At 74.4% G+C, this 22,873-nt stretch carries 5 protein-coding genes; all 5 read left to right on the forward strand.

The window, feature by feature from the left end; all coding sequences use genetic code 11:
* A partial coding sequence (locus GAS53_RS31470) for an acyl carrier protein (protein WP_225859201.1) occupies positions 1-785 on the forward strand: 785 nt, incomplete at its 5' end.
* Between the two features lie 100 nt (positions 786-885).
* Positions 886-12,069 (forward strand): type I polyketide synthase, encoded by an 11,184-nt coding sequence (locus GAS53_RS56665; protein WP_225859202.1) that lies wholly within the window; start codon positions 886-888, stop codon positions 12,067-12,069.
* A 92-nt stretch (positions 12,070-12,161) separates the two neighbouring features.
* Entirely contained in the window at positions 12,162-13,604 is a 1,443-nt protein-coding gene (locus GAS53_RS31515; RefSeq protein ID WP_192583357.1) for a cytochrome P450, read from the forward strand.
* A gap of 193 nt (positions 13,605-13,797) precedes the next feature.
* The gene (locus tag GAS53_RS31520) at positions 13,798-14,382 is read left to right on the forward strand and encodes a DUF2867 domain-containing protein (RefSeq protein ID WP_151481140.1); all 585 of its coding nucleotides are present in this window, start codon (positions 13,798-13,800) and stop codon (positions 14,380-14,382) included.
* Positions 14,383-14,631: 249 nt separating this feature from the next.
* Positions 14,632-22,827 carry a type I polyketide synthase gene (locus GAS53_RS31525; protein ID WP_151481141.1) on the forward strand — a complete coding sequence of 2,732 codons (8,196 nt, stop codon included), beginning with the start codon at positions 14,632-14,634 and terminating at the stop codon, positions 22,825-22,827.
* The last annotated feature ends 46 nt before the right edge of the window (positions 22,828-22,873 follow it).

Below are 22,873 nucleotides of genomic sequence, written 5' to 3' on the forward strand. Positions count from 1 at the left end.
TGCCCGCGACCTCGCTGGCCTGGGGCCTGTGGTCGGAGGCCGCGGGCATGGCCGCCCAGCTGGGCGAGGCCGAACTGGCCCGCCTGGAACGGATGGGCATGAGCGCGCTCACCGCCGAGACCGGACTCGCCCTGTTCGACCAGGCGCTGGACGTGGACGCCGCCGTGGTGGCCCCCGTGCTGCTGGAGACGGCGGCCCTGCGCGCCCAGGCACGCTCCGGGCTGCTCCCGCCGCTGCTGCGCGGCCTGGTGCGCACCCCGGCGCGGGCCGCCGACCCGGGCGCGGCGGCGCTGGCCCAGCGGCTGGCCGGGGCGCCGGAGGCGGAGCGCGAGCGGATCGTGCTCGAACTGGTCCAGGCGCAGGTCGCGGGCGTGCTCGGACATGCCTCGGCGGCGTCCGTGGACCCCGAACGCGCCTTCAAGGACCTCGGCTTCGACTCGCTGAGCGCCGTCGAACTGCGCAACCGGCTCAGCCAGGTCACCGGAGTGCGCCTGGCCGCCACCGTCGTCTTCGACCACCCCAGCCCGGCGGCCGTCGCCCGCTACCTGCTGCCGGAACTCGTACCGGACTCCGCAGGCCGGCCGCGGTCCGAGCAGGACGAGATCCGCGCGCTGCTCACGTCGATCCCCATTGACCGGCTCCGCAAGGCCGGACTGCTCGACACCCTGCGCGAGCTGGCCGACAACGACCCGCCGGAGCCGGAGACCGACGAGGGCGACACCGCCTCGTTCGACGACATGGACGCCGACGCCCTGATCCGGATGGCCCAGGAGGACCTCGCATGACCCCGGCCGAGAACGCCCTCGCCGCCCTGAGCCCTCGGACGCTCGTCGCACTGAGCCCCGAGCCGCTCGTCGCACTGAGCCCGGAGACGAAGGAATAGACATGGCCACCGATCAGAATCAGCTCGTCGAGGCGCTCAGGAAATCCCTCAAGGAGACCGACCGGCTCCGTCAGCTCAACAAGCGGCTGCTCGCGCAGGCCGGCGAACCCCTGGCGATCGTCGGCATGAGCTGCCGCTACCCCGGCGGCGTCACCTCGCCCGACGAGCTGTGGGAGCTCGTCGCGTCCGGGCGCGACGCCATCTCCGGGCTCCCCGCCGACCGCGGCTGGGACCTGGAGCGGCTCTACGACCCGAGCCTGCGCCGGCCCGGCGCCGTGTCCACCAGCGGCGGCGGCTTCCTGGACCGCATCGCCGAGTTCGACGCCGAGTTCTTCGGCATCAGCCCGCGCGAGGCCCTCGCCATGGACCCGCAGCAGCGGCTGCTCCTTGAGGCGTCCTGGGAGGCCTTCGAGGACGCCGGCATCGACCCGACGACACTTCGCGGCAGCGACACCGGCGTCTTCTGCGGCGTCGGCACCAGCGACTACTGCACGGTGCCCGCGGGCAGCCTGCCGCAGATCGAGGGCTTCCAGCTGACCGGCGGAGCGGCCAGCGTGTCCTCGGGCCGCATCTCCTACCTGTTCGGCCTGGAGGGGCCCGCGGTGTCCGTCGACACCGCCTGCTCCTCCTCCGCGGTCGCCCTGCACATGGCCACGCAGGCGCTGCGCGCCGGCGAGTGCTCCATGGCCCTCGTCGGCGGTGTGACCGTCATGTCAGGACCGTTCCTGCTGGCCGAGTTCAGCCGCCAGCAGGCCGTGTCGCCCGACGGCCGCTGCCGTGCCTACGCGGCCTCCGCCAACGGCACCGGCTTCTCCGACGGCCTAGGCCTGGTCGTCCTGGAGCGGCTGTCCGACGCCAAGCGCAACGGACGCCGCATCCTCGGCTTGATCCGCGGCACCGCCGTCAACCAGGACGGCGCCAGCAACGGCCTCACCGCCCCCAACGGCCCCTCCCAGGAGCGGGTCATCCGGCAGGCGCTCACCAACGCAGGCCTGACCCCGGCCGACGTCGACGCCGTCGAGGGCCACGGCACCGGCACCGTCCTCGGCGACCCCATCGAGGCACAGGCCCTGCTCGCGACGTACGGCCGGGAGCGCGACGGCGATCCGCTGTGGCTCGGGTCGATCAAGTCGAACATCGGCCACACCTCCCTGGCCGCGGGCGTGGCCGGCGTCATCAAGATGGTGATGGCGCTGCGCCACGAGACGCTGCCGCCGACCCTGCACGTGGACGAGCCGTCCCCGCACATCGACTGGGAGTCCGGCGAGGTCCGGCTGCTGACCGAGGCGCGGGAGTGGCGCGCGGGGGACAAACCCCGTCGCGCCGCCGTGTCGTCGTTCGGCGTGAGCGGCACCAACGCGCACATCATCGTCGAGGAGGCCCCTGCCGAGGAGCCCGCCGAGCCCTCCGACGCGCGCCCCATGCCGGCGGTCCCCGTGACGGTGTCCGGCCGTACGGCGGCGGCGATGCGGGCCCAGGCCGACCGGCTCCGCGGCCACGCCCTCGCCCACCCCGGACTGCCCCTGGCCGACCTCGGATTCGCCGCGGCCACCACGCGCGCCCACCTGGAGCACCGCGGCGTCGTGGCCGCGGCCGACCGCGACGAACTGCTCGACGGGCTCGCCGCCCTGGCCGTAGGCGAGCCGTCGCCGGTGGTCGTCGAGGGCCGCGCCGCACCCGGCGCCAAGCCGGTGTTCGTGTTCCCGGGCCAGGGGGCGCAGTGGGTGGGCATGGCGGTCGAACTGCTCGACTCCTCGCCGGTGTTCGCGGCGGAGATCGCCGCGTGCGGTGAGGCACTGGGCGAGTTTGTGGACTGGAAGCTGGAGGACGTGCTGCGTGGCGCGCCGGACGCGCCGACCTTCGAGCGGGTGGACGTCGTGCAGCCCGCGTTGTTCGCGGTGATGGTGAGTCTGGCGGCGCTGTGGCGGTCGTACGGTGTCGAGCCGTCTGCCGTGGTCGGGCACTCGCAGGGTGAGATAGCTGCCGCGTATGTCGCGGGCGGTCTGTCGCTGCGGGATGCGGCCCGGGTCGTGGCCGTGCGCAGCCGGTTGGTGCGTGACCGGCTGGCCGGGCGGGGCGGCATGATGTCCGTCGCGCTGCCGGTGGACCGGGTCGAGGCACTGCTCTCCCCGTATGCGGGCCGGGTGTCGGTCGCCGCGGTGAACGGTCCGGCGGCGGTGATCATCGCCGGTGATCCGGGTGCGCTGGATGAGGTGTTGGCCGTCTGTGAGCGGGACGGTGTCCGGGCGCGGCGTGTCAAGGTGGACTACGCGTCGCATTCCGCGCAGGTCGAGGTGATCGAGGCCGGTCTGCTGGAGGCACTCGGGCCGGTGGAGCCGATGAGCGGGCGTGTGCCGTTCTACTCCACGGTCACGGGTGGTTTCATCGACACCGCCTCGATGGACGCCGGGTACTGGTACACCAACCTGCGCAGCCCCGTCGGGTTCGAGCCCGCCATCCGCGCGCTCGTCGACAACGGCGCCGGCTGCTTCCTGGAGATGTCCCCGCACCCGGTGCTCGCCATGGCCGTGGAGGAGACCGTCGCAGGCCACGGCACCGACCACCGCGTCGGCGTCGTTGGCTCCCTGCGCCGCGACGAGGGCGGCCTCGCCCGCTTCATGCTCTCGCTGGGCGAGGCACACGCCGCAGGCGTGAAGGTCGACTGGGCCGCCTGCTACGCCGACACCGGCGCGCGGCGCGTCCCGCTGCCCACCTACGCCTTCCAGCACAAGCACTACTGGCTCGACGCCACCGGACTCGCCGACGCCTCCGCGGTCGGCCTGGGCCGCGTCGAGCACCCCGTCCTGGCCGCGGCCGTGCAGGTCGGCGACCGCGACGAATGGCTCTTCACCGGTCGCGTCTCCCACCAGAGCCAGCCCTGGACCCGCGACCACGCCCTGTTCGGCACGGTCGCCCTTCCCGGCGCCGCGCTGCTGGAACTGGTGCTGTCCGCGGGCCGGCACGTGGGCTGCGACCTCGTCGAGGAGCTGAACCTCGAAGCCCCGCCGGTCCTGGACGACGACACCGCCCTGCGGGTGCAGGTCACGATCGGCGAGGCCGACGCCGAGGGCCGCCGCGAGGTGGCGGTCTACTCCCGGTCCGACCTCGGCGAGGAGCGGTCCGCCGACGCCGTCCGCCACGCGCGCGGACGCATCGCCCCGGGCGCCGAACCCCCGTCCGGCCGCCTCGCCGAGTGGCCGCCCGCCGGCGCCGAACCCGTCTCGGTGGACGCCCTCTACACCGCGCTCTCCGAACTCAGCCTCGACTGCGGCGCGCTCCTCCAGTGCGCCCAGTCGGCGTGGACCTTCGGCGGCGAGGTGTACGCCGAACTCGCCCTGCCCGACGGCATGGAACCCGGCGGCTACGCGATCCACCCCGCCCTGCTGGAGTCCGTGCTGCACACCGCCCACCGGCCGGGCGCCGTCGCGGCACCGGCGGCTGCGTCCTGGTCGGGCGTGAGCGTGGCCGGCGACAAGGTCGCCCAGGCCCGCGTCCGCATCACCACCGTCGGCGAGGGCGTCCTGCGGCTGGACGTCTTCGACGCCGAGGGCGTGCCCGTCGCGCACGCCGACCAGATCGTGGTACGCGCCGCCGACCAGGCCCGGCTCGGACAGCGGCGGAGCGGGCAGAACGCGCTGCTCCGGCTGGACTGGACACCGCTCACCGTCGGCGCGGCCAGGCCGGTGCGGACGGCGGCGCTCGGCGAGTTCGCCGGGGTGGCCGAACGGCACACCGACCCGGCCGCACTGGAGCGGGCCGTCGCGGACGGCGCGCCCGTACCGCAGGCGGTACTCGCCGCGCTCGACACATCCGACGGGGAGACACCCGAGGCGGTGCGCGAGGCCGCCGCGCGGGCTGTGTCGCTGGTACGGCAGTGGCCGGCCGGCGGCCCCCTGGGCGAGGCCACGCTCGTCGTCGTCACGCGCCGCGCGGTGGCCGTCGGGGACAAGGCTCCCGACTCCGCGCAGGCCGCCGTGTGGGGCGTCGTACGCGCCGCGCAGGCCGAACGCCCGGGCCGTTTCCTCCTCATCGACCTGGACGCGGATGCCAACGGCAGCCCCGAGTGGGGTGCGCTGCTCGGCCTGGACGAGCCGCAGCTCGCCGTGCGAGACGGCAAGGTGTTCGCTCCCCGGCTGGCCCGGGCGACCGGCGGGGCGCCGGACGGGGCGAAGCCCCTCGATCCCGACGGCACCGTGCTCGTCACCGGCGCCCTCGGCGCCCGGTTCGCCGAGCACCTCGCCACCCGGCACGGCGCCCGCCACGTCGTCCTGGCCCTGCCCCGCGACGCGGCAGCCCCCGGCTCCCTCCCCGCGGAGGTCCTCGTCGCGCCGTGCGACGTCACCGACCGGGACCAACTGGCCACGCTGCTCGGCTCCTTGGAGCATCCGCCGACCGCGGTCGTGCACGCCGCCGGCGTGTCCGACGCGGGCCTGATCGAGACGCTGTCCGACGAGCGCCTGGAGACGGTGCTGAGGGACACGGCCGACACGGCCCGGCATCTGCACGAGCTGACCGCCGACGCGGACCTCGCCGCGTTCGTGATGTTCTCCTCCTTCGCCGGCCTCGTCGGCATCCCCGGCCAGGCCGCCGCCTCCGCCGCCGACGCGGCCCTGGCGGCGATCGCGGGCGAACGCCGCGCGGCCGGGCTCCCCGGCGCCGCGCTCGCCTGGGGCTTCTGGGCGGACGGCGACGGCAGCGCCGCCGCGGCCGACCCCGAACTCGTCGCGCAGACCGGCATCGTCCCGCTGGCCACCGAGTCCGCCCTCGACCTGTTCGACCGTGCCGTCGCCGCCGGCGAGGCGCTGCTCGCCCCGGTCGACCTGGACCCGGCCGTCCTGCGCGAGCAGGCCAGGGCCGGACTGCTGCCCGCCGTACTGCGCGGCCTGGTCCGCGTGCCCGCCCGGCGCGCCGCGTCCGGAGGCTCCCTCGCCCGGCGGCTCGCCGAGGTGCCGGAGGCCGAGCGGGAGAGTGTGGTCCTCGAACTGGTGCGGGCGCAGATCGCGTCCGTGCTCGGCCACGACTCCGCCGACGAGGTGGACGGCGAACGCGCCTTCAAGGAACTCGGCTTCGACTCCGTCAGCGCCGTCGAACTGCGCAACCGGCTCTCGCGCGGCACCGGCGTGCCGCTGCCCGCCACCGTCGTGTTCGACCACCCCACCCCGCTGGCCGTCGCGCGGCTGCTGCTGTCACAGGTCGACGGCACCGCCGACGCCGCCCTGCCCGCCGCGCGGAAGCGGCGCGGCGCCGTGGACGAGCCGCTCGCCATCGTCGGCATCGGCTGCCGCTACCCCGGCGGCGTCACCTCCGCCGAGGACCTGTGGCAGCTCGTGGCCGACGGCCGCGACGTGATCGGCCCCATGCCCACCGACCGCGGCTGGGACCTGGAAAACCTCTACAGCGAGGACCGCGAGCAGACCGGCACGACCTACGCGCGCGGCGGCGGATTCATCCCCGGCATGGGCGACTTCGACGCCGAGTTCTTCGGCATCAGCCCGCGCGAGGCCATGGCCATGGACCCGCAGCAGCGCCTGCTGCTGGAGACGTCCTGGGAGACCCTGGAGCACGCCGGGATCGACCCGACGTCCCTGCGCGGCACCGACGCCGGCGTCTTCGTCGGCATCACCGGCTCCGACTACAGCCACATCGTGCCCACCGAGTACGAGGGCTACCGCGTCACCGGCACCATGTCGAGCGTCGCCTCCGGCCGCATCGCCTACACCCTCGGCCTGGAGGGCCCCGCGGTGTCCGTGGAGACGGCCTGCTCGTCCTCCGGCGTCGCCATGCACCTCGCGGCGCAGGCCCTGCGCAGCGGCGAGTGCTCGCTCGCGCTGGCCGGCGGCGTCACCTTCATGACGACACCGGTCACCATGACCGAGTTCAGCCGGCAGGGCGCCAACTCCCCGGACGGCCGCTGCCGCGCCTACGCGGCATCCGCCGACGGCACGGGCTTCGCCGACGGCCTCGGCCTGGTCGTCCTGGAGCGGCTGTCCGACGCCCGGCGCAACGGGCGGCGCATCCTGGGACTGGTCCGTGGCACCGCCATCAACCAGGACGGCGCCAGCAACGGCCTGACCGCGCCCAGCGGTCCGGCGCAGGAACGCGTGATCCGTCAGGCGCTCGCCAACGCCGGTCTCTCGCCGGCCGAGGTGGACGCCGTCGAGGGGCACGGCACCGGCACCGTCCTCGGCGACCCCATCGAGGCGCAGGCCGTGCTCGCGACGTACGGCCAGGAGCGGGAGAGCGAGCCGCTGTGGCTCGGCTCGGTCAAGTCCAACATCGGCCACACCTCGGGTGCCTCCGGCGTCGCGGGCGTCATCAAGATGGTGATGGCGATGCGCAACGGGGTGCTTCCGAAGACCCTGCACGTGGACGCCCCGTCCCCGCACATCGACTGGCGGTCCGGCGAGGTCGAGCTGCTGACAGAGGCGCGGGAGTGGACCAGCCATGGCCGGCCCCGCCGGGCCGGTGTCTCCTCGTTCGGTGTGAGCGGCACCAACGCGCACATCATCGTCGAGGAGGCGCCCGCCGACACCTCGCCCGCCGAGGCCCCCGCCACCGAAACCTCACCCGTCGACACCTCACCCGCAGACACCCCGGCCGCGGACCGCGACAACACCGTGGCCCCGTCCCCCGCCACGCCGGTGCTGCTGTCCGCGCGCACCGAGACCGCCCTGCGCGCCCAGGCCGAGCGCCTGCGCCGGCACCTGCTTCAGACCCCGGAGCTGTCCGTGCCCGACCTCGGGTACTCCCAGCTGACCACCCGGGCCCGGCTCGACCACCACGCGGTGCTCGTGACCGCCGGCCGGGACGAACTGATCGCCGAACTCGCCGCGTTCGCCGTCGGCGACGTCACCGAGCAGACGGCCCTCGGCCGCCCCGCCGGCACCGCGAAGCCCGTGTTCGTGTTCCCCGGCCAGGGCGCCCAGTGGGAAGGTATGGCGGTCGAACTCCTTGACTCCTCCCCGGTGTTCGCCGCCGAACTCGCCACCTGCGGAGCGGCGCTGGCCGAGTTCGTCGACTGGCGTCTGGAGGACGTGCTGCGCGGGGCTCCCGGCGCGCCGTCCCTGGACCGCGTCGACGTCGTACAGCCCGTCCTGTTCGCCGTCATGGTGAGCCTGGCCGCGCTCTGGCGGTCGTACGGCGTCGAGCCGTCCGCCGTCGTCGGGCACTCGCAGGGCGAGGTCGCCGCGGCGTACGTCGCCGGCGGTCTTCCGCTGCGGGACGCGGCCCGGATCATCGCCCTGCGCAGCCGCATCGCCCGCGACCGGCTCATGGGCGGCAGCTGCCTCGCCTCGCTCGCCCTGCCGCTGGAACGGGTCGAGCAACTGATCGCGCCGTACGGGGAGAACGTCACCGTGGCCGCCGTGAACGGACCCGCCGCGGTGATCGTCGCCGGTGACCTGGCGTCGATCGACGCGCTGGTCGAGCACTGCGAGCGCGAGGACATCCGGGCCAAGAAGGTCCCGGCCACCTTCGCCTCGCACTCGCCGCACGTCGAAGTGGCCCGCGACGAGATGCTGGAGGCGTTCGCCCCGGTCGAGCCGCGCACCGGGAACGTCCCGCTGTACTCCACGGCGCTCGGCGAGTTCATCGACACCGCGACCATGGACGCCGCCTACTGGTACGCCAACCTGCGCAACCCGGTCGGCTTCGAGCCCGCGATCCGCGCGCTCGTCGAGAACGGCACGGGCTGCTTCCTGGAGATGTCCCCGCACCCGGTGCTGGGCGTCGCGATGGAGGAGACCGTCGCCGCCGTCGGCGCCGGCCGGATCGGCGTCGTCGGCTCGCTGCGGCGCGAGCAGGGCGGTACGAAGCGGTTCCTGCTGTCCCTCGCCGAGGCGCACGTCGCGGGCGTGCGGGTCGACTGGGCCGCCTGCTTCGCCGACACCGGCGCCCGGCAGGTCCCGCTGCCGACGTACGCCTTCCAGCGCAAGCGGTACTGGCCGAGCGCGCGCCCCGCCGCCGGCGACCCCGGCGCCTCCGGTCTCGGCCGCGTTGAGCACCCGGTGCTCACGGCGGGCATGCAACTCGCCGACCGGGACGAGTGGGTGCTCACCGGCCGGCTGTCCCACGAGACGCAGCCCTGGCTGCGCGACCATGCCGCCTTCGGCCTGCCCGTCGCCCCCAACTCGACGCTGGCCGAACTGGCGTTGGCCGCAGGCCGCGGCCTCGGCACGCCGCTGCTCGACGAGATGATGTTCGAGGCGCCGCTGCTGCTGTCCGACGGCGCGGCCCTGCAGATCCAGGCGATCGTCGGCGCCCCCGGCGCGGACGGCACCCGCACGGTGTCCATCCACTCGCGCCCGGACGGCGACCACTACGCCGAGTCGACCCGGCACTGCACGGGCCGGCTCGCGCCGGACACCGAGCCCGCCGTCGGCCTGGCCGGCGCCTGGCCGCCCGTCGGCGCCGAGCCGGTGCCGGTGGACGGCCTGTACGCCACGCTGGCCGACCTCGGCCTCGACTGCGGCCCCGCGCTGCGAGGCGTGCGGGCGGCCTGGCGCTCCGGAAACGAGGTGTACGCCGAACTCGCCGTGCCCGAGGACGTCGGCGCCGCCGGCTTCGGCATCCACCCGGCGCTGTTCGAAGCCGCCCTGCACACCGGGCTGTTGGGCTTCGCCGAGCAGGGAGCGCCGAAGCTGCCCGTCTCCTGGTCCGGGGTACGGCTTGCCACGCCGGGCGCCGGGCACGGCCGGGCACGGGTCGCCGTCGACGGCGACACGCTGCGGCTGGACGTCTACGCCGAGGACGGCTCCCTCGTGCTCGGCGTGGACCGCGTCGCCTTCCAGGAGGCCGATCCGGCTCACCTGGAGGAACTGCGGCGCGGCCAGAGCTCGCTGTACCGCGTGGAGTGGACCCCGGTACCGGCCGGCGCGGCCAACCCGGTGCGGCTGGCCGCGCTGGGCGACATCCCCGCGGACGCGGCGGACCGGTACGCCGACCTGGCCGCCCTCACCGGGGCCGTGGCCGCCGGCGCCGCGGCACCCCAGGCCGTCCTCACCCTGCTCGGCTCGCCCGCCGGGGACGATCCGGCGGCGGTGCGCGCGGCGGCCGACGAGGCCTCCGCCCTCGTACGGCGCTGGCTGGACGACGGTCCGTCCGGCGAGGCCGTCCTCGTCGTGGCGACCCGCCGCGCCGTGGCCGTCGACGGCGCAGAGGTCCCCGACCCGGCGCAGGCGGCCGTGCGGGGCGTCATGCTCGCCGCGCAGGCCGAACACCCGGGCCGGTTCCTCGTCGTGGACGTGGCCGACGACACCGAACCGGAGTGGGGCGCGCTGCTCGGACTCGACGAGCCGCAGCTCGCCGTCCGCCCCGGACAGGTCCGCGCACCCCGGCTCGCCCTGGTCCCGGCCGGTTCCGCCGGCCGGCCGACGGCACTGGACGCCGACGGCACGGTGCTGATCACCGGCGGCGCGACTCCTCGGGGCGCGGCCCTGGCCCGGCACCTGGCCGCCCGCCACGGCGTCCGCGATCTGCTGCTGCTCGCCGAGCCCGGCACCGCGGCGGACGAACTCGTCGCGGAACTGGCCGACCTGGGCGCCCGTGCCCGCGTCGAGGACTGCGACCCGGACGGACTGGCCGCCCTGGTCGGGTCCCTGGACCGGCCGCTCACCGCCGTCGTCCACACGGGCGGCGGGTACGACGGGCTCGAACTGGCCCGGCGGCTGCACACGCTGACCGAACAGGCCGGTCTCGCCGCGTTCGTCGTGTTCTCCTCCTTCGCCTCCCTCGGCGGCGGCCGGGCCGAGCACCCGGCCGTCGACGCCGCCGGCCAGGCGCTGGTGCGGGCCCGCCGCGCCGCCGGACTCACCGGCAGCGCGCTGGCCTGGGGCCCGTGGGCGGGCGAGACCGTGTCTCCCGGCACGGCCCATCTGCCCGTCGAGCGCGCCCTGGAGCTGTTCGACCAGGCCCTCGCCGCGTACGCCCCGCTGCTCGCGCCGGTGCAGCTCGACTCGGCGGCCCTGCGCACGCAGGCCCGCGAACGGACCCTGCCGGCGCTGCTGCGCGGCCTGGTCCGGCTGCCCGCCAAGCCCGAGACCGGCGGCGGTTCGCTCGCGCAGCGCCTCACCGGCGTCTCGGACGCGGACCGCGAACGCGTCGTGCTCGACCTGGTCAAGGCGCACGTCTCGGCCGTACTCGGCCACAGCCCCGACGAACAGATCGACGCCGAGCGCAAGTTCAAGGAACTAGGCATGGACTCGATGAGTGCCGTCGGACTGCGCAACCGGCTCTCGCAGGCCACCGGCCTGCGGCTGCCCGTCTCGTTCGTGTTCGAGCACCCCACCCCGGCGGAGATCGCCCGGCAGCTGCTCAAGCAGGTCGGCTCGGGCGCGCCGGACGCCGGGGCGCCCGCACCCGCCGCCGAGACGATCAGCCTGCGGCTGCGGCAGGCCGCCGAGTCCGGCACGATGCCGCAGGCGCTGCGGCACCTGGTGGACGCCGCCGGCGAGCGGCCGGTGTTCTCGTCGGCCGCCGAACTGCCCGACACCGACGGGCGGCTCGCGCAACTGGCCTCCGGACCCGGCCGCGTGAAGATCGTCTGCGTGCCGTCGTACGTGTACGTCGTCGGCTCCGGCCAGGAGCAGTTCATGCGGCTGGCCGACCGCTTCGACGGCGTGCGGGACGTGCACGTGTGCACCCTGCCGGGCTTCGGTACCGAACAGGCCCCGCAGTCCCGGGACATCGCCCTGGAGCTCCTCGGCGACGCGATCCGCGCGGCCGTCGGCGACGCGCCGTTCGTACTGGTCGGCTACTCCATGGGCGGCGCCGTGGCCCGTTCGCTCGCCGAACGCCTGGAGGCCTCCGGTGCGGCGCTCGCCGGCGTCGCGATGATCGACACGCTGGCACTCGACGGCGACTTCGACGACGAGGACGGGGCCGGTGACGCGTTCGCCGGACTGCTCGCCGGGATCCTCACCCAGGAGCGGCGCGAGATCTCCATCGACGACGCGAGCTGGCTGTCCATGGGCGCCTACCTGCGCCTGTTCACCGGCGCGCGGACGGCGCCCGTCGCCGCCCGGACCCTCATGATCCGGGCGTCCGAACCCCTAGGCGGCACGGCGCCCGACGACCGGCGGTGGGAGGACACCGATGACCACGTGGAGGTCGCGGCCGACCACTTCGCCCTGATCGAGGCCGCCGCCCCCGACACCGCCGACGCCATCGAAAGGTGGATCGAGGAATGAGCGGCGCGCCCGCAGCCGACGGCCCGGCGCGCACGGACAGCACAGCAGAGCACGTGACCCAAGCGGCAACGAGACAAGGAAGCAAGGACACAATGGACCACTCCAGCAACGCTCACGACGCGGCGGCCACGTCCGGGGGCACGTGCCCGGTCGACCACACCGCGGCAGCCCCGCGGGAGGTCATCCCCTCCACCGCGCTGCCCGTGGTGGACATGGCCCGGCTGAAGCAGGTGCTGAGCATCTGGGCCCGCCCGGAGCCCTACCTGAAGAAGTGCCGCGCCACCTACGGCAGCCGCTTCCGAGTGACGATCATCCCCGGCGTGCCGCTGTACGTGATATCCGCGCCGGAGGACGTGAAGCAGATGTTCCTCGCGCCGCGGGACGTCCTGCACACCGGTTCCAGCAACACCCCCATCGAGAAGTGGACAGGCCAGAACGGTCTCGCCTGGCTGGACGAGGAGGAGCACACCTCCCGGCGGCGCAGCGTCATGCCGAGCTTCCGCGGCGAGGCGCTGAAGCGGGTCGAGAAGGAGGTCATCCGGCTCGCCAAGCACGAGGTCGCCTCCTGGCCGCGCAACGAGACCGTGACCGTCCACCCCTTCGCGCACCGCTACACCACCAAGGTCATCCTCGAAGTCCTCTTCGGCGAGCACCGGCCCTCCAACGAGGACGCGATGTTCGCCGAGGTGACGAAGATGCTGGAGTTCAACTCCCGCCCGGCGACGATGCGGCCGCTCCACATGCTGCCCGCCTGGAAGCTGCGGATGTCGCGGCTGTTCCGGCCCAACGGCGTCAACGAGTTCCTCACCCGCCGCGAACGCGTCCACGCCATGGTGGACGCGGCCATCGAGGAGCGCGAGAAGTCCGGCGCCACCGGCGACGACCTGCTGGGCGTGATGCTCGGCATCGTCGAGAAGGACGGCTCCACGCCGAGCCGCACCGAGATGCGCGACGAGATCATGACGCAGTTCCTGGCCGGCACGGAGACCACCGCCTCCGCCATCTGCTGGGCGTTGGAGTTCCTCACCCGCACCCCCCGCGTGATCGACCGGCTGCGCGAGGAGATCGAGGAGGGCACCAGCGACAAGTACCTCACGGCCGTGGTCCACGAGGTGCTGCGGCTCGGCCCGCCCATCCAGCAGATCGTCCCCCGCGAGGTCGTCAAGCCGGTCGAACTGGGCGGCGTGCGCTACCAGCCCGGCGACCGCCTGTGGGCCAGCGCCTACCTGCTGAACCGGGACGAGCACAACTACCCGGAGCCCGACGAGTTCAAGCCGGAGCGCTTCCTCGGGGTCAAGCCGGCCTCGCACACCTGGATCCCGTTCGGCGGCGGCCACACCCGCTGCCTCGGCGACCGGATCGCGCTCATGGAACTGAAGGCCACGCTCACCGAGATTCTGACGACCTGCGACGTCGAACGCGTCGAGGCGGAGCCGGTGTCCGCGCACAGCCGCACGGTCGTGAACATCCCGCGCGACGGTGCCCGCATGGTGTTCCGCCCGCGCAAGGTGACGGCCGCGGCGACCACGGCCTGAGGCCCGCAACACGGGCACAGGCCTGAGGCCCGCAACACGGGCACACCGCAACACAGTCACACCACAACACCGCCGCACCGGTGCGCCGGCCGCGGGAGCCGGAGCAGGCTCTCCGCGGCCGACGGCCACCCGGATAGTTTGGCCGCGTCAGTAACCGTGTCCGTACCGTCCGTACCCGAGAGATGGAGTTTGCATGAGGCTGCCGAACACGGCGTTCACCGAGCGGCCGTGGAGGATCCACGAGTTCATCAAGGACTTCGAGATCGAGGACGTCTGGGACCTGGACACCCCGGGTGGCCCCGACGACCTGGCCCTCCTGGTCAAGCAGTTCAGCAGCGACGGCACCGACTTCAACCCGTCGCCCGCCTACAAGGCGCTGTTCGCGATCCGCTGGAAGCTCGGCGCCCTCCTCAAGTGGGACGAGGAGAAGCACGGCGTCGGGCCGCGCAACCCCTCCCTGCGGGACCGGCTGCCGGACGACCTGCGCGATGGGTCACGCGGCCCCGACCTGCGGACCGTGCCGATGAAGTCGGTGTACCAGGCCCACGACGAGTGGGCGACCGAGGTCGTCAACAAGACCGTCCACGCCGTGATGCACATCGGCTGGGTGGACGACGGCAACGGCAGGCACCACGCGCAGATGGCCGTGCTGGTCAAGAAGAAGGGCACCCTGGGCAAGGTCTACATGCCCGTCATCCTGCCCTTCCGGCGCGTCTTCGTGACGCCGTCCCTGGTGAAGGCGATCGGCCGCAAGTGGAAGGCGCGGCCGGCCGCCTGAGCCAGGCGTCACCATTCACGGGCCGTGACCCAGGGCCCCACAACTGATCACGACTGATGTCGAGCACGGCCGGTGCGGCCGCCGCCGAGGGCAGCCGCACAGATCAGTCATGCCCGCGGACCGGCCGGGTCGCCGCGGAGCGGACGAGTCACCGGTTTCCGGCACCGCCCGATTCGAGGCCGCGGAAATGTATCTGCGGGGGCCGTTCACGGATCGTGCAGCCAAAGGCGTAGAAAGGGCTGGAGCTCTATGAACGTGAACGAGCGCGCGCAAGGGCTCACCGGCGTGGGCCAGAACGCCGTCGCCGTCATCGGAATGTCGTGCCGGGTGCCGGGCGCCGAGGACGTGCGCTCCCTCTGGGAGCTGCTGAGGGAGAGCGGGGACGCGACAGCCGACGCGCCCGCCGACCGGTGGCCGCCGGACATAGCCGAACTGGCGAGCCACCCGCGGGGCGGATTCGTCGACGGCGTCGCCGACTTCGACGCCGGATTCTTCGGTATCTCCCCGCGTGAGGCCGCGGTGATGGACCCGCGCCAGCGCATGGTGCTCGAACTCAGCTGGGCGGCCCTGGAGGACGCCTTCCTGCCGCCGGAGAGCCTGCGCTCCAGCGCCACCTCCGTGTTCCTGGGCGCCACCGGCGACGACTACGCCTCCCTGGCACACCGGGCCGGCGCCGACGCGCTGTCCCACCACTCGATCGCCGGCCTGAGCCGCGGCCTGATCGCCAACCGGGTCTCCCACCAACTCGGCCTGCACGGGCCGAGCCTGACCGTGGACACCGCGCAGTCCTCCTCCCTCGTCGCTGTGCACATGGCCTGCGAGAGCCTGCGCTCCGGCGCGGCGCGCCTGGCCCTGGCCGGCGGCGTCCACCTCAACCTGGCGCCCGAGAGCACCATCGCGTTCGCCCGCTCCGGTGCGCTGTCCCCGGACTGCCGCAGCCACACCTTCGACGCCCGCGCCAACGGCTTCGTACGCGGCGAGGGCGCCGGCATCGTCGTCCTCAAGCGCCTGGCCGACGCGGTCGCCGACGGCGACGACGTGTACTGCGTGCTGCTCGGCGGCGCCGTCAACCACGACGGCCCCGGTGCGCTCACCGTGCCCAGTGCCGAGGCGCAGAGCGCGCTGCTGCGCGATGCCTGCCGCGCCGCCGGGGTGGCCCCGGCCGAAGTGCGGTACGTCGAACTGCACGGCACCGGCACCCGCGCCGGCGACCCCGTGGAGGCGAGCGCCCTGGCCGAGGTCTACGGCGACGGCCGCGACGCCGGACAGCCGCTGCTGGTCGGCTCGGTGAAGACCAACATCGGCCACCTCGACGCCGCGGCGGGCGTCGTCGGCCTGATCAAGACCGCCCTGTCGGTGCGGCACGGCCTGCTGCCCGCCAGCCTCAACTACGAGACGCCGAACCCGGACATCCCGCTCGACGAGTGGAAGCTGCGGGTCAACGCCGCCGCCGCGCCGTGGCCCGAGGGCCCCCGGCTGGCCGGCGTCAGCTCCTTCGGCATCGGCGGCACCAACTGCCACCTCGTCGTCGGCGCCCCCGAACCCCGGCCCGAACCGCGACGGCCCGACGCCGAGCCCGCGACCGGCACGCCCGTCCCGGTGTTCGTGTCCGCCCGCTCGCCGCAGGCCCTGCGCGCCCAGGCCCGCCGGCTGCACGACTGGGTGCGCGACGACACCGGCCTGCACCCGCTGGACGTCGGCCACTCCACGACGACCACCCGGTCCGCGCTGAAGAACCGGGGCGTCGTCCTCGCCGCCGACCGGGCCGAACTCCTGGACGGCCTGACCGCGCTGGCCGAGGGCACTCCGGCGGCGAACGTCGTCACAGGCACCGCAGCCGAGGACGGCCGCGTGGTGTGGGTGTTCTCCGGGCAGGGCGCGCACTGGGTCGGCATGGCCAAGGGCCTGTGGGAGACGAACGAGGTGTTCGCCGCCCGCATGGACGAATGCGAGCACCTGCTCCGGGAGTTCGCCGGCTGGACCCTGCGGGACGTGCTCGGCGACGAGACGGCCCTGAAGCGGATGGACGTCGTCCAGCCCGCGCTGTTCGCCGTCATGGTCTCCCTAGCCGAGGTGTGGCGTTCCGCCGGCCTGGAGCCCGACGCGGTCATCGGCCACTCCCAGGGCGAGATCGCCGCCGCGACCGCCGCGGGCATCCTCTCCCTCGCCGACGGCGTGCGGCTGATCGTCGCCCGCGCACGCGTCATCACCGAGAAGCTGTCCGGGCGCGGCCTGATGGCCGTCCTGGACCTGCCCGCCGACCAGGTCGACCAGTCCCGCGTCTCGATCGCCGCGGTCAACTCGCCCGGCACCGTGGTGATCTCCGGCGACCCCGACGACGTCCGCGCCGCCGTCGCCGACTGCGAGGCCAGGGGCCTGCGTGCCCGGATCGTGCCCGTCGACTACGCCTCCCACAGCCACCACGTGGAGTCCATCCGCGACGAGGTGCTCAGCGGCGTCGCGGGCGCCGCGACCACCGACACCGGCGTGGCGTTCTACTCCACCGTCGTCGCGGGCCGCCTCGACCCGGCCGCCCTGGACGCCGAGTACTGGTACCGCAACCTGCGCGAGCCCGTGCGCTTCGCCGACACCGTCAAGGCGCTGGACGGCGACGGATACGGCGTGTTCGTCGAGGCCAGCCCGCATCCCGTGCTGACCGTGCACATCGCGGCCACGGCCGGCTCCGCCGTCGTACAGCCCACGCTGCGCCGCAACCAGGACGAGACGAAGCGCCTGCTGCTGTCCATGGCCGAACTGCACAGCCGGGGCGTCGACCTGGACTGGCGGGGCCTGTTCACCGGCGCGCGGCGCGTGCCGCTGCCGACGTACGCCTTCCAGCGCGAGACGTACTGGATCGACGGGGCCGCCGCCCAGGCGCCCGCCGCCCGGCCCGCCCCCGCAGCCGCCTCGCCCGCCGAGACCGCCGCGGCCCGTGAACCCGCCGACGCAGGCCTGTCCGAGCAGGACCTGTGGACGCTGGTGCGCGGCGAGGCGGCCGTGTTGCTCGGGCACTCGGACACCGCGCGGATCGGCGCCGACAACACCTTCAAGGAACTCGGCTTCGACTCGGTGACCGCGGTGCAGTTGCGCGACCGGCTCAACGCCGCGACCGGCTTGGAGATGCCCGCTTCACTGGCCTACGACCACCCGACGCCCGCCGCCGTCGTACGGCACCTGCGTGCACGGCTCACCGGGCCGGGCGAGGACCGGTCCGGCACGGCGGCCGTTGCCGCGTCCGCCGACGAGCCGATCGCGATCGTCGGCATGAGCTGTCGGCTGCCCGGCGGCGTGGACACCCCCGAGGACCTGTGGCGCCTGGTCGCCGGCGGCGTCGACGCCATCACCGGCTTCCCCGAGGACCGCGGCTGGCAGGTCGAAGGCGACGCGGACTTCGTCCCCGCAGGCGGCTTCCTCGACGGCGCGGCCGACTTCGACGCGGGCTTCTTCCGGATCAGCCCGCGCGAGGCCCTCGCCATGGACCCGCAGCAGCGGCTCGCCCTGGAAGCCGTGTGGGAGGCGCTGGAGAACGCCGGCCAGGACCCGGCGCGGTTGCGCCGCAGCGCCACCGCCGTGTTCATGGGCGCCATGGCCCAGGACTATCTGCCGCGCCTTCAGGACGTGACCGGCAACCTCGCGGGCCACGCCCTCACCGGCGGCTCCGGCAGCGTGGTGTCCGGCCGGATCGCCTACTCGCTCGGCCTGGAGGGGCCGGCCGTCACCGTCGACACCGCCTGCTCGTCCTCCCTGGTCGCCCTGCACCTGGCCGCCCAGTCGCTGCGGTCGGGCGACTGCTCCCTCGCCCTCGCGGGCGGCGTCACCGTGATGTCGACGCCGGGCATGTTCGTCGAGTTCGCCCGGCAGGGCGGGCTCGCCGCGGACGGCCGCTGCAAGGCGTTCTCCGACGACGCCGACGGCACCGGCTGGTCCGAGGGCGTCGGCGTGCTGGTCCTGGAGCGGCTGTCCGACGCGCGCCGGAACGGCCGCCGCGTGCTGGCCGTGCTGCGCGGCAGCGCGATCAACCAGGACGGCGAGAGCAACGGGCTCACCGCCCCCAACGGCCCCTCCCAGGAACGGGTGATCCGCCAGGCCCTCGCCACGGCCGGGCTGTCCACGGCCGACGTGGACGCGGTGGAGGCGCACGGCACCGGCACCAGCCTCGGCGACCCGATCGAGGCGCAGGCGCTGCTGGCCACGTACGGCGGCGGCGACCGCGAGGAGCCGCTGTGGCTGGGCTCGCTGAAGTCCAATGTGGGTCACACACAGGCCGCCGCGGGTGTCGCCGGCGTCATGAAGATGATCATGGCGATGCGGGCGGGCGTGCTGCCCAGGACCCTGCACGCCGAGCAGCCCTCCAGCCGGGTCGACTGGTCCTCCGGGGCCGTACGGCTGCTGGCCGAGGAGCGCGACTGGCCGACGGCCGACCGGCCCCGGCGCGCGGGCGTGTCCTCGTTCGGCATCAGCGGCACCAACGCCCACGTGATCATCGAGCAGGGCGACCCCGTCGACCCCGTCGACCCCGTCGACCCCGCCGAACCCGCCGCCGTGCCGCCACGGGGCGAGCTGGTGTGGCCCGTGTCGGCGCACAGCGCCAAGGCGCTGGCCGGGCAGGCCCGCAAGCTGGGCGCCGCCCTCGCCTCCGACCCCGCGCCCGACCCCGCCGACGTGGCCGTGTCCCTGACCACCCGGCGCGCCACCCTCGACCACCGTGCCGTGATCGTCGGCGCGGACCGCGAGGAACTGCTCGCCGGCCTCGACGCCCTCGCCGAGGGACAGCGCGGCGTGGTCACCGGCCACGCGTCGGCGCCGCCCGCCGTCGGCGTCCTGTTCTCCGGGCAGGGCAGCCAGCGCCTCGGCATGAGCCGCGAACTGATCGACGCGTTCCCGGTGTTCGCCGAGGCATGGCGCGAGGTGTGCGCCGCGCTCGACCCGCTGCTGGAGCACCGCATCGACGACGTCGTGTCGGCCGAGCCCGGCTCGGCGACGGCCAAGCTGCTCGACGAGACCGCGACGACCCAGCCCGCGCTGTTCGCGTTCGAGGTGGCCGCCTACCGGCTGCTCACGTCTCTCGGCGTCGAACCCGCGGTCCTCGTCGGGCACTCCATCGGCGAACTGGCCGCCGCGCACGTCGCCGGCGTGTTCTCGCTGGCCGACGCCGCCCGCCTGGTCACCGCACGCGGACGCCTGATGGGCGCGCTGCCGCGCGGCGGCGCCATGGTGGCCGTGCAGGCGAGCGAGGACGAGGTCCGCGCCGCCCTCACCGGACACGAGGAGGCCGCCTCCGTAGCCGCCGTCAACGGACCCGACTCCGTGGTGATCTCCGGTGTGGAGGACGTCGTCACCGAGGTCGCGGCGGCGCTGGCCGCCGACGGCCGCAAGACGACCCGGCTGCGCGTCTCGCACGCCTTCCACTCGCCGCTCATGGACCCGATGCTCGACGAGTTCCGGGCCGTCGCCGAGTCCGTCGCCTACGAGCCCGCCCGCATCGCCGTCGTGTCCAACGTGACCGGCTCCGTCGCCGAACCCGGCGAGCTGGAGCGGCCCGAGTACTGGGTGCGGCACGTGCGGGACGCCGTGCGCTTCGCCGACGGCGTCGCCGCCGCCGTGAAGGCCGGCGCCGAGGCGCTGGTCGAGGCCGGCCCCGACGGCGTCCTGTCCGCCATGGCGGGGGAGACCCTCACCGAGGAGAACGTGACGGCGATTCCCCTGGCCCGCAAGGGCCGTTCCGAGAAGCGCGCGGCGGCCGAGGCCCTGGCCCGGCTGCACGTCCTCGGCGTCCCCGTCGACTGGTCCGCCTACCTGGACGCGGTCGGCGCCGCCGGCCGGCCCGTCGACCTGCCCTCCTACGCCTTCGACCACCAGCGCTACTGGGAGCGGCAGGAGACGCCGCGGGGCGATGTCGCGAGCGCCGGTCTCGATGCCGTCGGGCATCCGTTCCTGGCCGCCGCCACCGAACTCGCCGTGGGCGGCCAGGTGGCGTTCAGCGGACGGATCGACCCCGCCGCCGAGAGCTGGCTGTCCGATCACACCATCTTCGGCACCACGGTGTTCCCCGGCGCGGCCGTCGTGGAGATGGCGCTGCGGGCGATCGAGGACACAGGCTGCCGCGCCGTCGAGGAACTCACCCTGCACGCGCCGCTGACCTTCGCCGACGGCGCCGTACAGGTGCAGGTCGTCGTCGGTGAGGCCGAGCAGTCGGGCAGGCGTCCCGTCGGCGTCTACTCCCGCCCGGTCTCCGGCGGTTCGGTCCCCTGGACCCGGCACGCCGACGGGCACGTGGTCCCGAAGGCCCCCGTAGCCGACGGGCACGCGTTCCCGAAGGCCCCCGCCCGCGCCGCCGCCCTGGAGACCTGGCCCCCGCAGGACGCCGAACCGGTGGACCTGACCGGCTTCTACCCGGAGCTGGCCGAGCGGGGCTACGGCTACGGCACGGCCTTCCAGGGCCTGCGCGCGCTGTGGCGGCTCGGCGACGACGAGGTCTACGGCGAGGTCCGGCTGCCCGAGCAGGTGCCGCACGCCAAGAGCGGATTCGCCGTCCACCCGGCGCTCTTCGACGCGGCGCTGCACCCGGTCCTGTCGCTCATGGTGTCGGACGACCCGACGCAGGCCGTGCTGCCCTACTCCTGGGCCGGCGTCGCCCAACACGCGCCAGTCGGCGGCCCGCTGCGGGTCCGCGCCGCCCGGGTCAGCGGCACCGAGGTGACGGTCACGGTCACCGACGCCGACGGCGCTCCCGTGCTGACCGTCGACTCCCTGGCCCTGATGCCCGCCTCGGCGGACCAGCTGGCCCGTCACTCCCTCGCCGACTCGCTGTTCGCCGTGCGCTGGGCGCCGACCGAGCAGGGCACGCGGCGGCCGGCGCCTCCGGCCGACATCGTGTACATCGACGCGGACACGAGCGGCGACGCCCCGGCGGCGGCCAGGGCCAACGCCCGCCAGGCACTCGACCTGGTGCAGCGGCGGCTGTCCGACCACTTCGACCGCCCGCTGGTCGTCGTGACCCGGAACGCCGTGGCCGCCCTGCCCGGCGAGACGCCCGACCCGGCGCTCGCACCCGTGTGGGGCCTGGTGCGCTCCGCGCAGACCGAGCACGGCGGCCAGTTCGTGCTCGTCGACACCGACGGCAGCGAACCGTCGCTGCGCGCCCTGGAGTCCCTGGACCACACCGACGCGCCCCAGCTCGCCATCCGCGACGGCCGGACCTACGTGCCGCGCCTGATCCCGGTGCAGGCCTCGCCCACCGGGGGCCGGCCGGCCTGGGACCCCGACGGCACGGTGCTGCTCACCGGCGCCACCGGCGGCCTGGGCGCCCTGCTCGCCCGGCACCTCGTCGTCGAGCACGGCGTACGCAATCTGCTGCTGCTCAGCCGCTCGGGTGCCGCGGGACCGGCCGCCGAGCTGACCGAACTCGGCGCGAACGTCACCCACGCCGCCTGCGATGTCTCCGACAGGGACGCCCTGGCCCGGCAGCTCGCGGCGATCCCGCAGGACGCCCCGCTCACCGCGGTCGTGCACTTGGCCGGCGTACTCGACGACACCACCGTGGAGTTGATGACGCCGGAGCGGATCGACCGCGTGTTCGCGCCCAAGGCCGACGCCGCATGGCATCTGCACGAGCTCACCAAGGACATGGAGCTGTCGGCCTTCGTGCTGTACTCCTCGGTCGTGGGCGTGATCGGCAACGCCGGCCAGGCCAACTACGCGGCGGCCAACGCCTTCCTCGACGCCCTGGCCGAACACCGCGCCGACGCGGGACTGCCCGCGCTCTCGCTGGCCTGGGGCCCGTGGGAGACCGGCATGGCGAGCACCCTCGGACAGGCCGACCTGGCACGCTTCCGCCGCCACGGCATGGCGCCCCTGACGGCAGAGCGGGGCACCGCCCTGTTCGACGCCGCGCTGGCCTCGGACGAGACGCTGCAACTGCCCGTGCAGGTCGACCGGGGCGCCCTGTGGCAGCACGACACCGTGCCCGCGCTGCTGCGCACCCTGGTCCGGCCCGCGTCCGCGCCCGCCGAGCGGCCCGCCGCCGAGGAGAGCGGGCCGTCCCCCATGGCGCGCAGGCTGGCCGGCCTCCCGCCGGAGGAACAGCGCGAGGAACTGGTGGCCCTGCTGCTGGAGACCGCCGCCGTGGTACTGGGCTACCCGTCCGCCGACGACATCGACGCCGACATGACGTTCCAGGAGATCGGCTTCGACTCGCTCAGCGGCGTCGAGTTCCGCAACCAGGTCAAGCAGGACACGGGAGTGCACGTCCCGGCAACGGTGATCTACAACTACCCGACGCCCGCCGCACTGGCGGTGCGGGTGCGGGAACTGCTGTTCCCCGAGCCGGACGCCGAGGACGAGACCGCCCGCCTCCTGGAAGACGGAGCCGACGAGGCCGACGGACTGGACGAGATCGACGACCTCGACATCGAGGCACTCGTACAGCGGGCGACCTCCGAATGACGCGAATGACGACCGTGTGCCCCGGCGCGCCCGACCGTGTGCCCGA

It is taken from the genome of Streptomyces albicerus (assembly GCF_008905045.1).
In the GTDB taxonomy this organism is placed as follows: domain Bacteria; phylum Actinomycetota; class Actinomycetes; order Streptomycetales; family Streptomycetaceae; genus Streptomyces; species Streptomyces albicerus.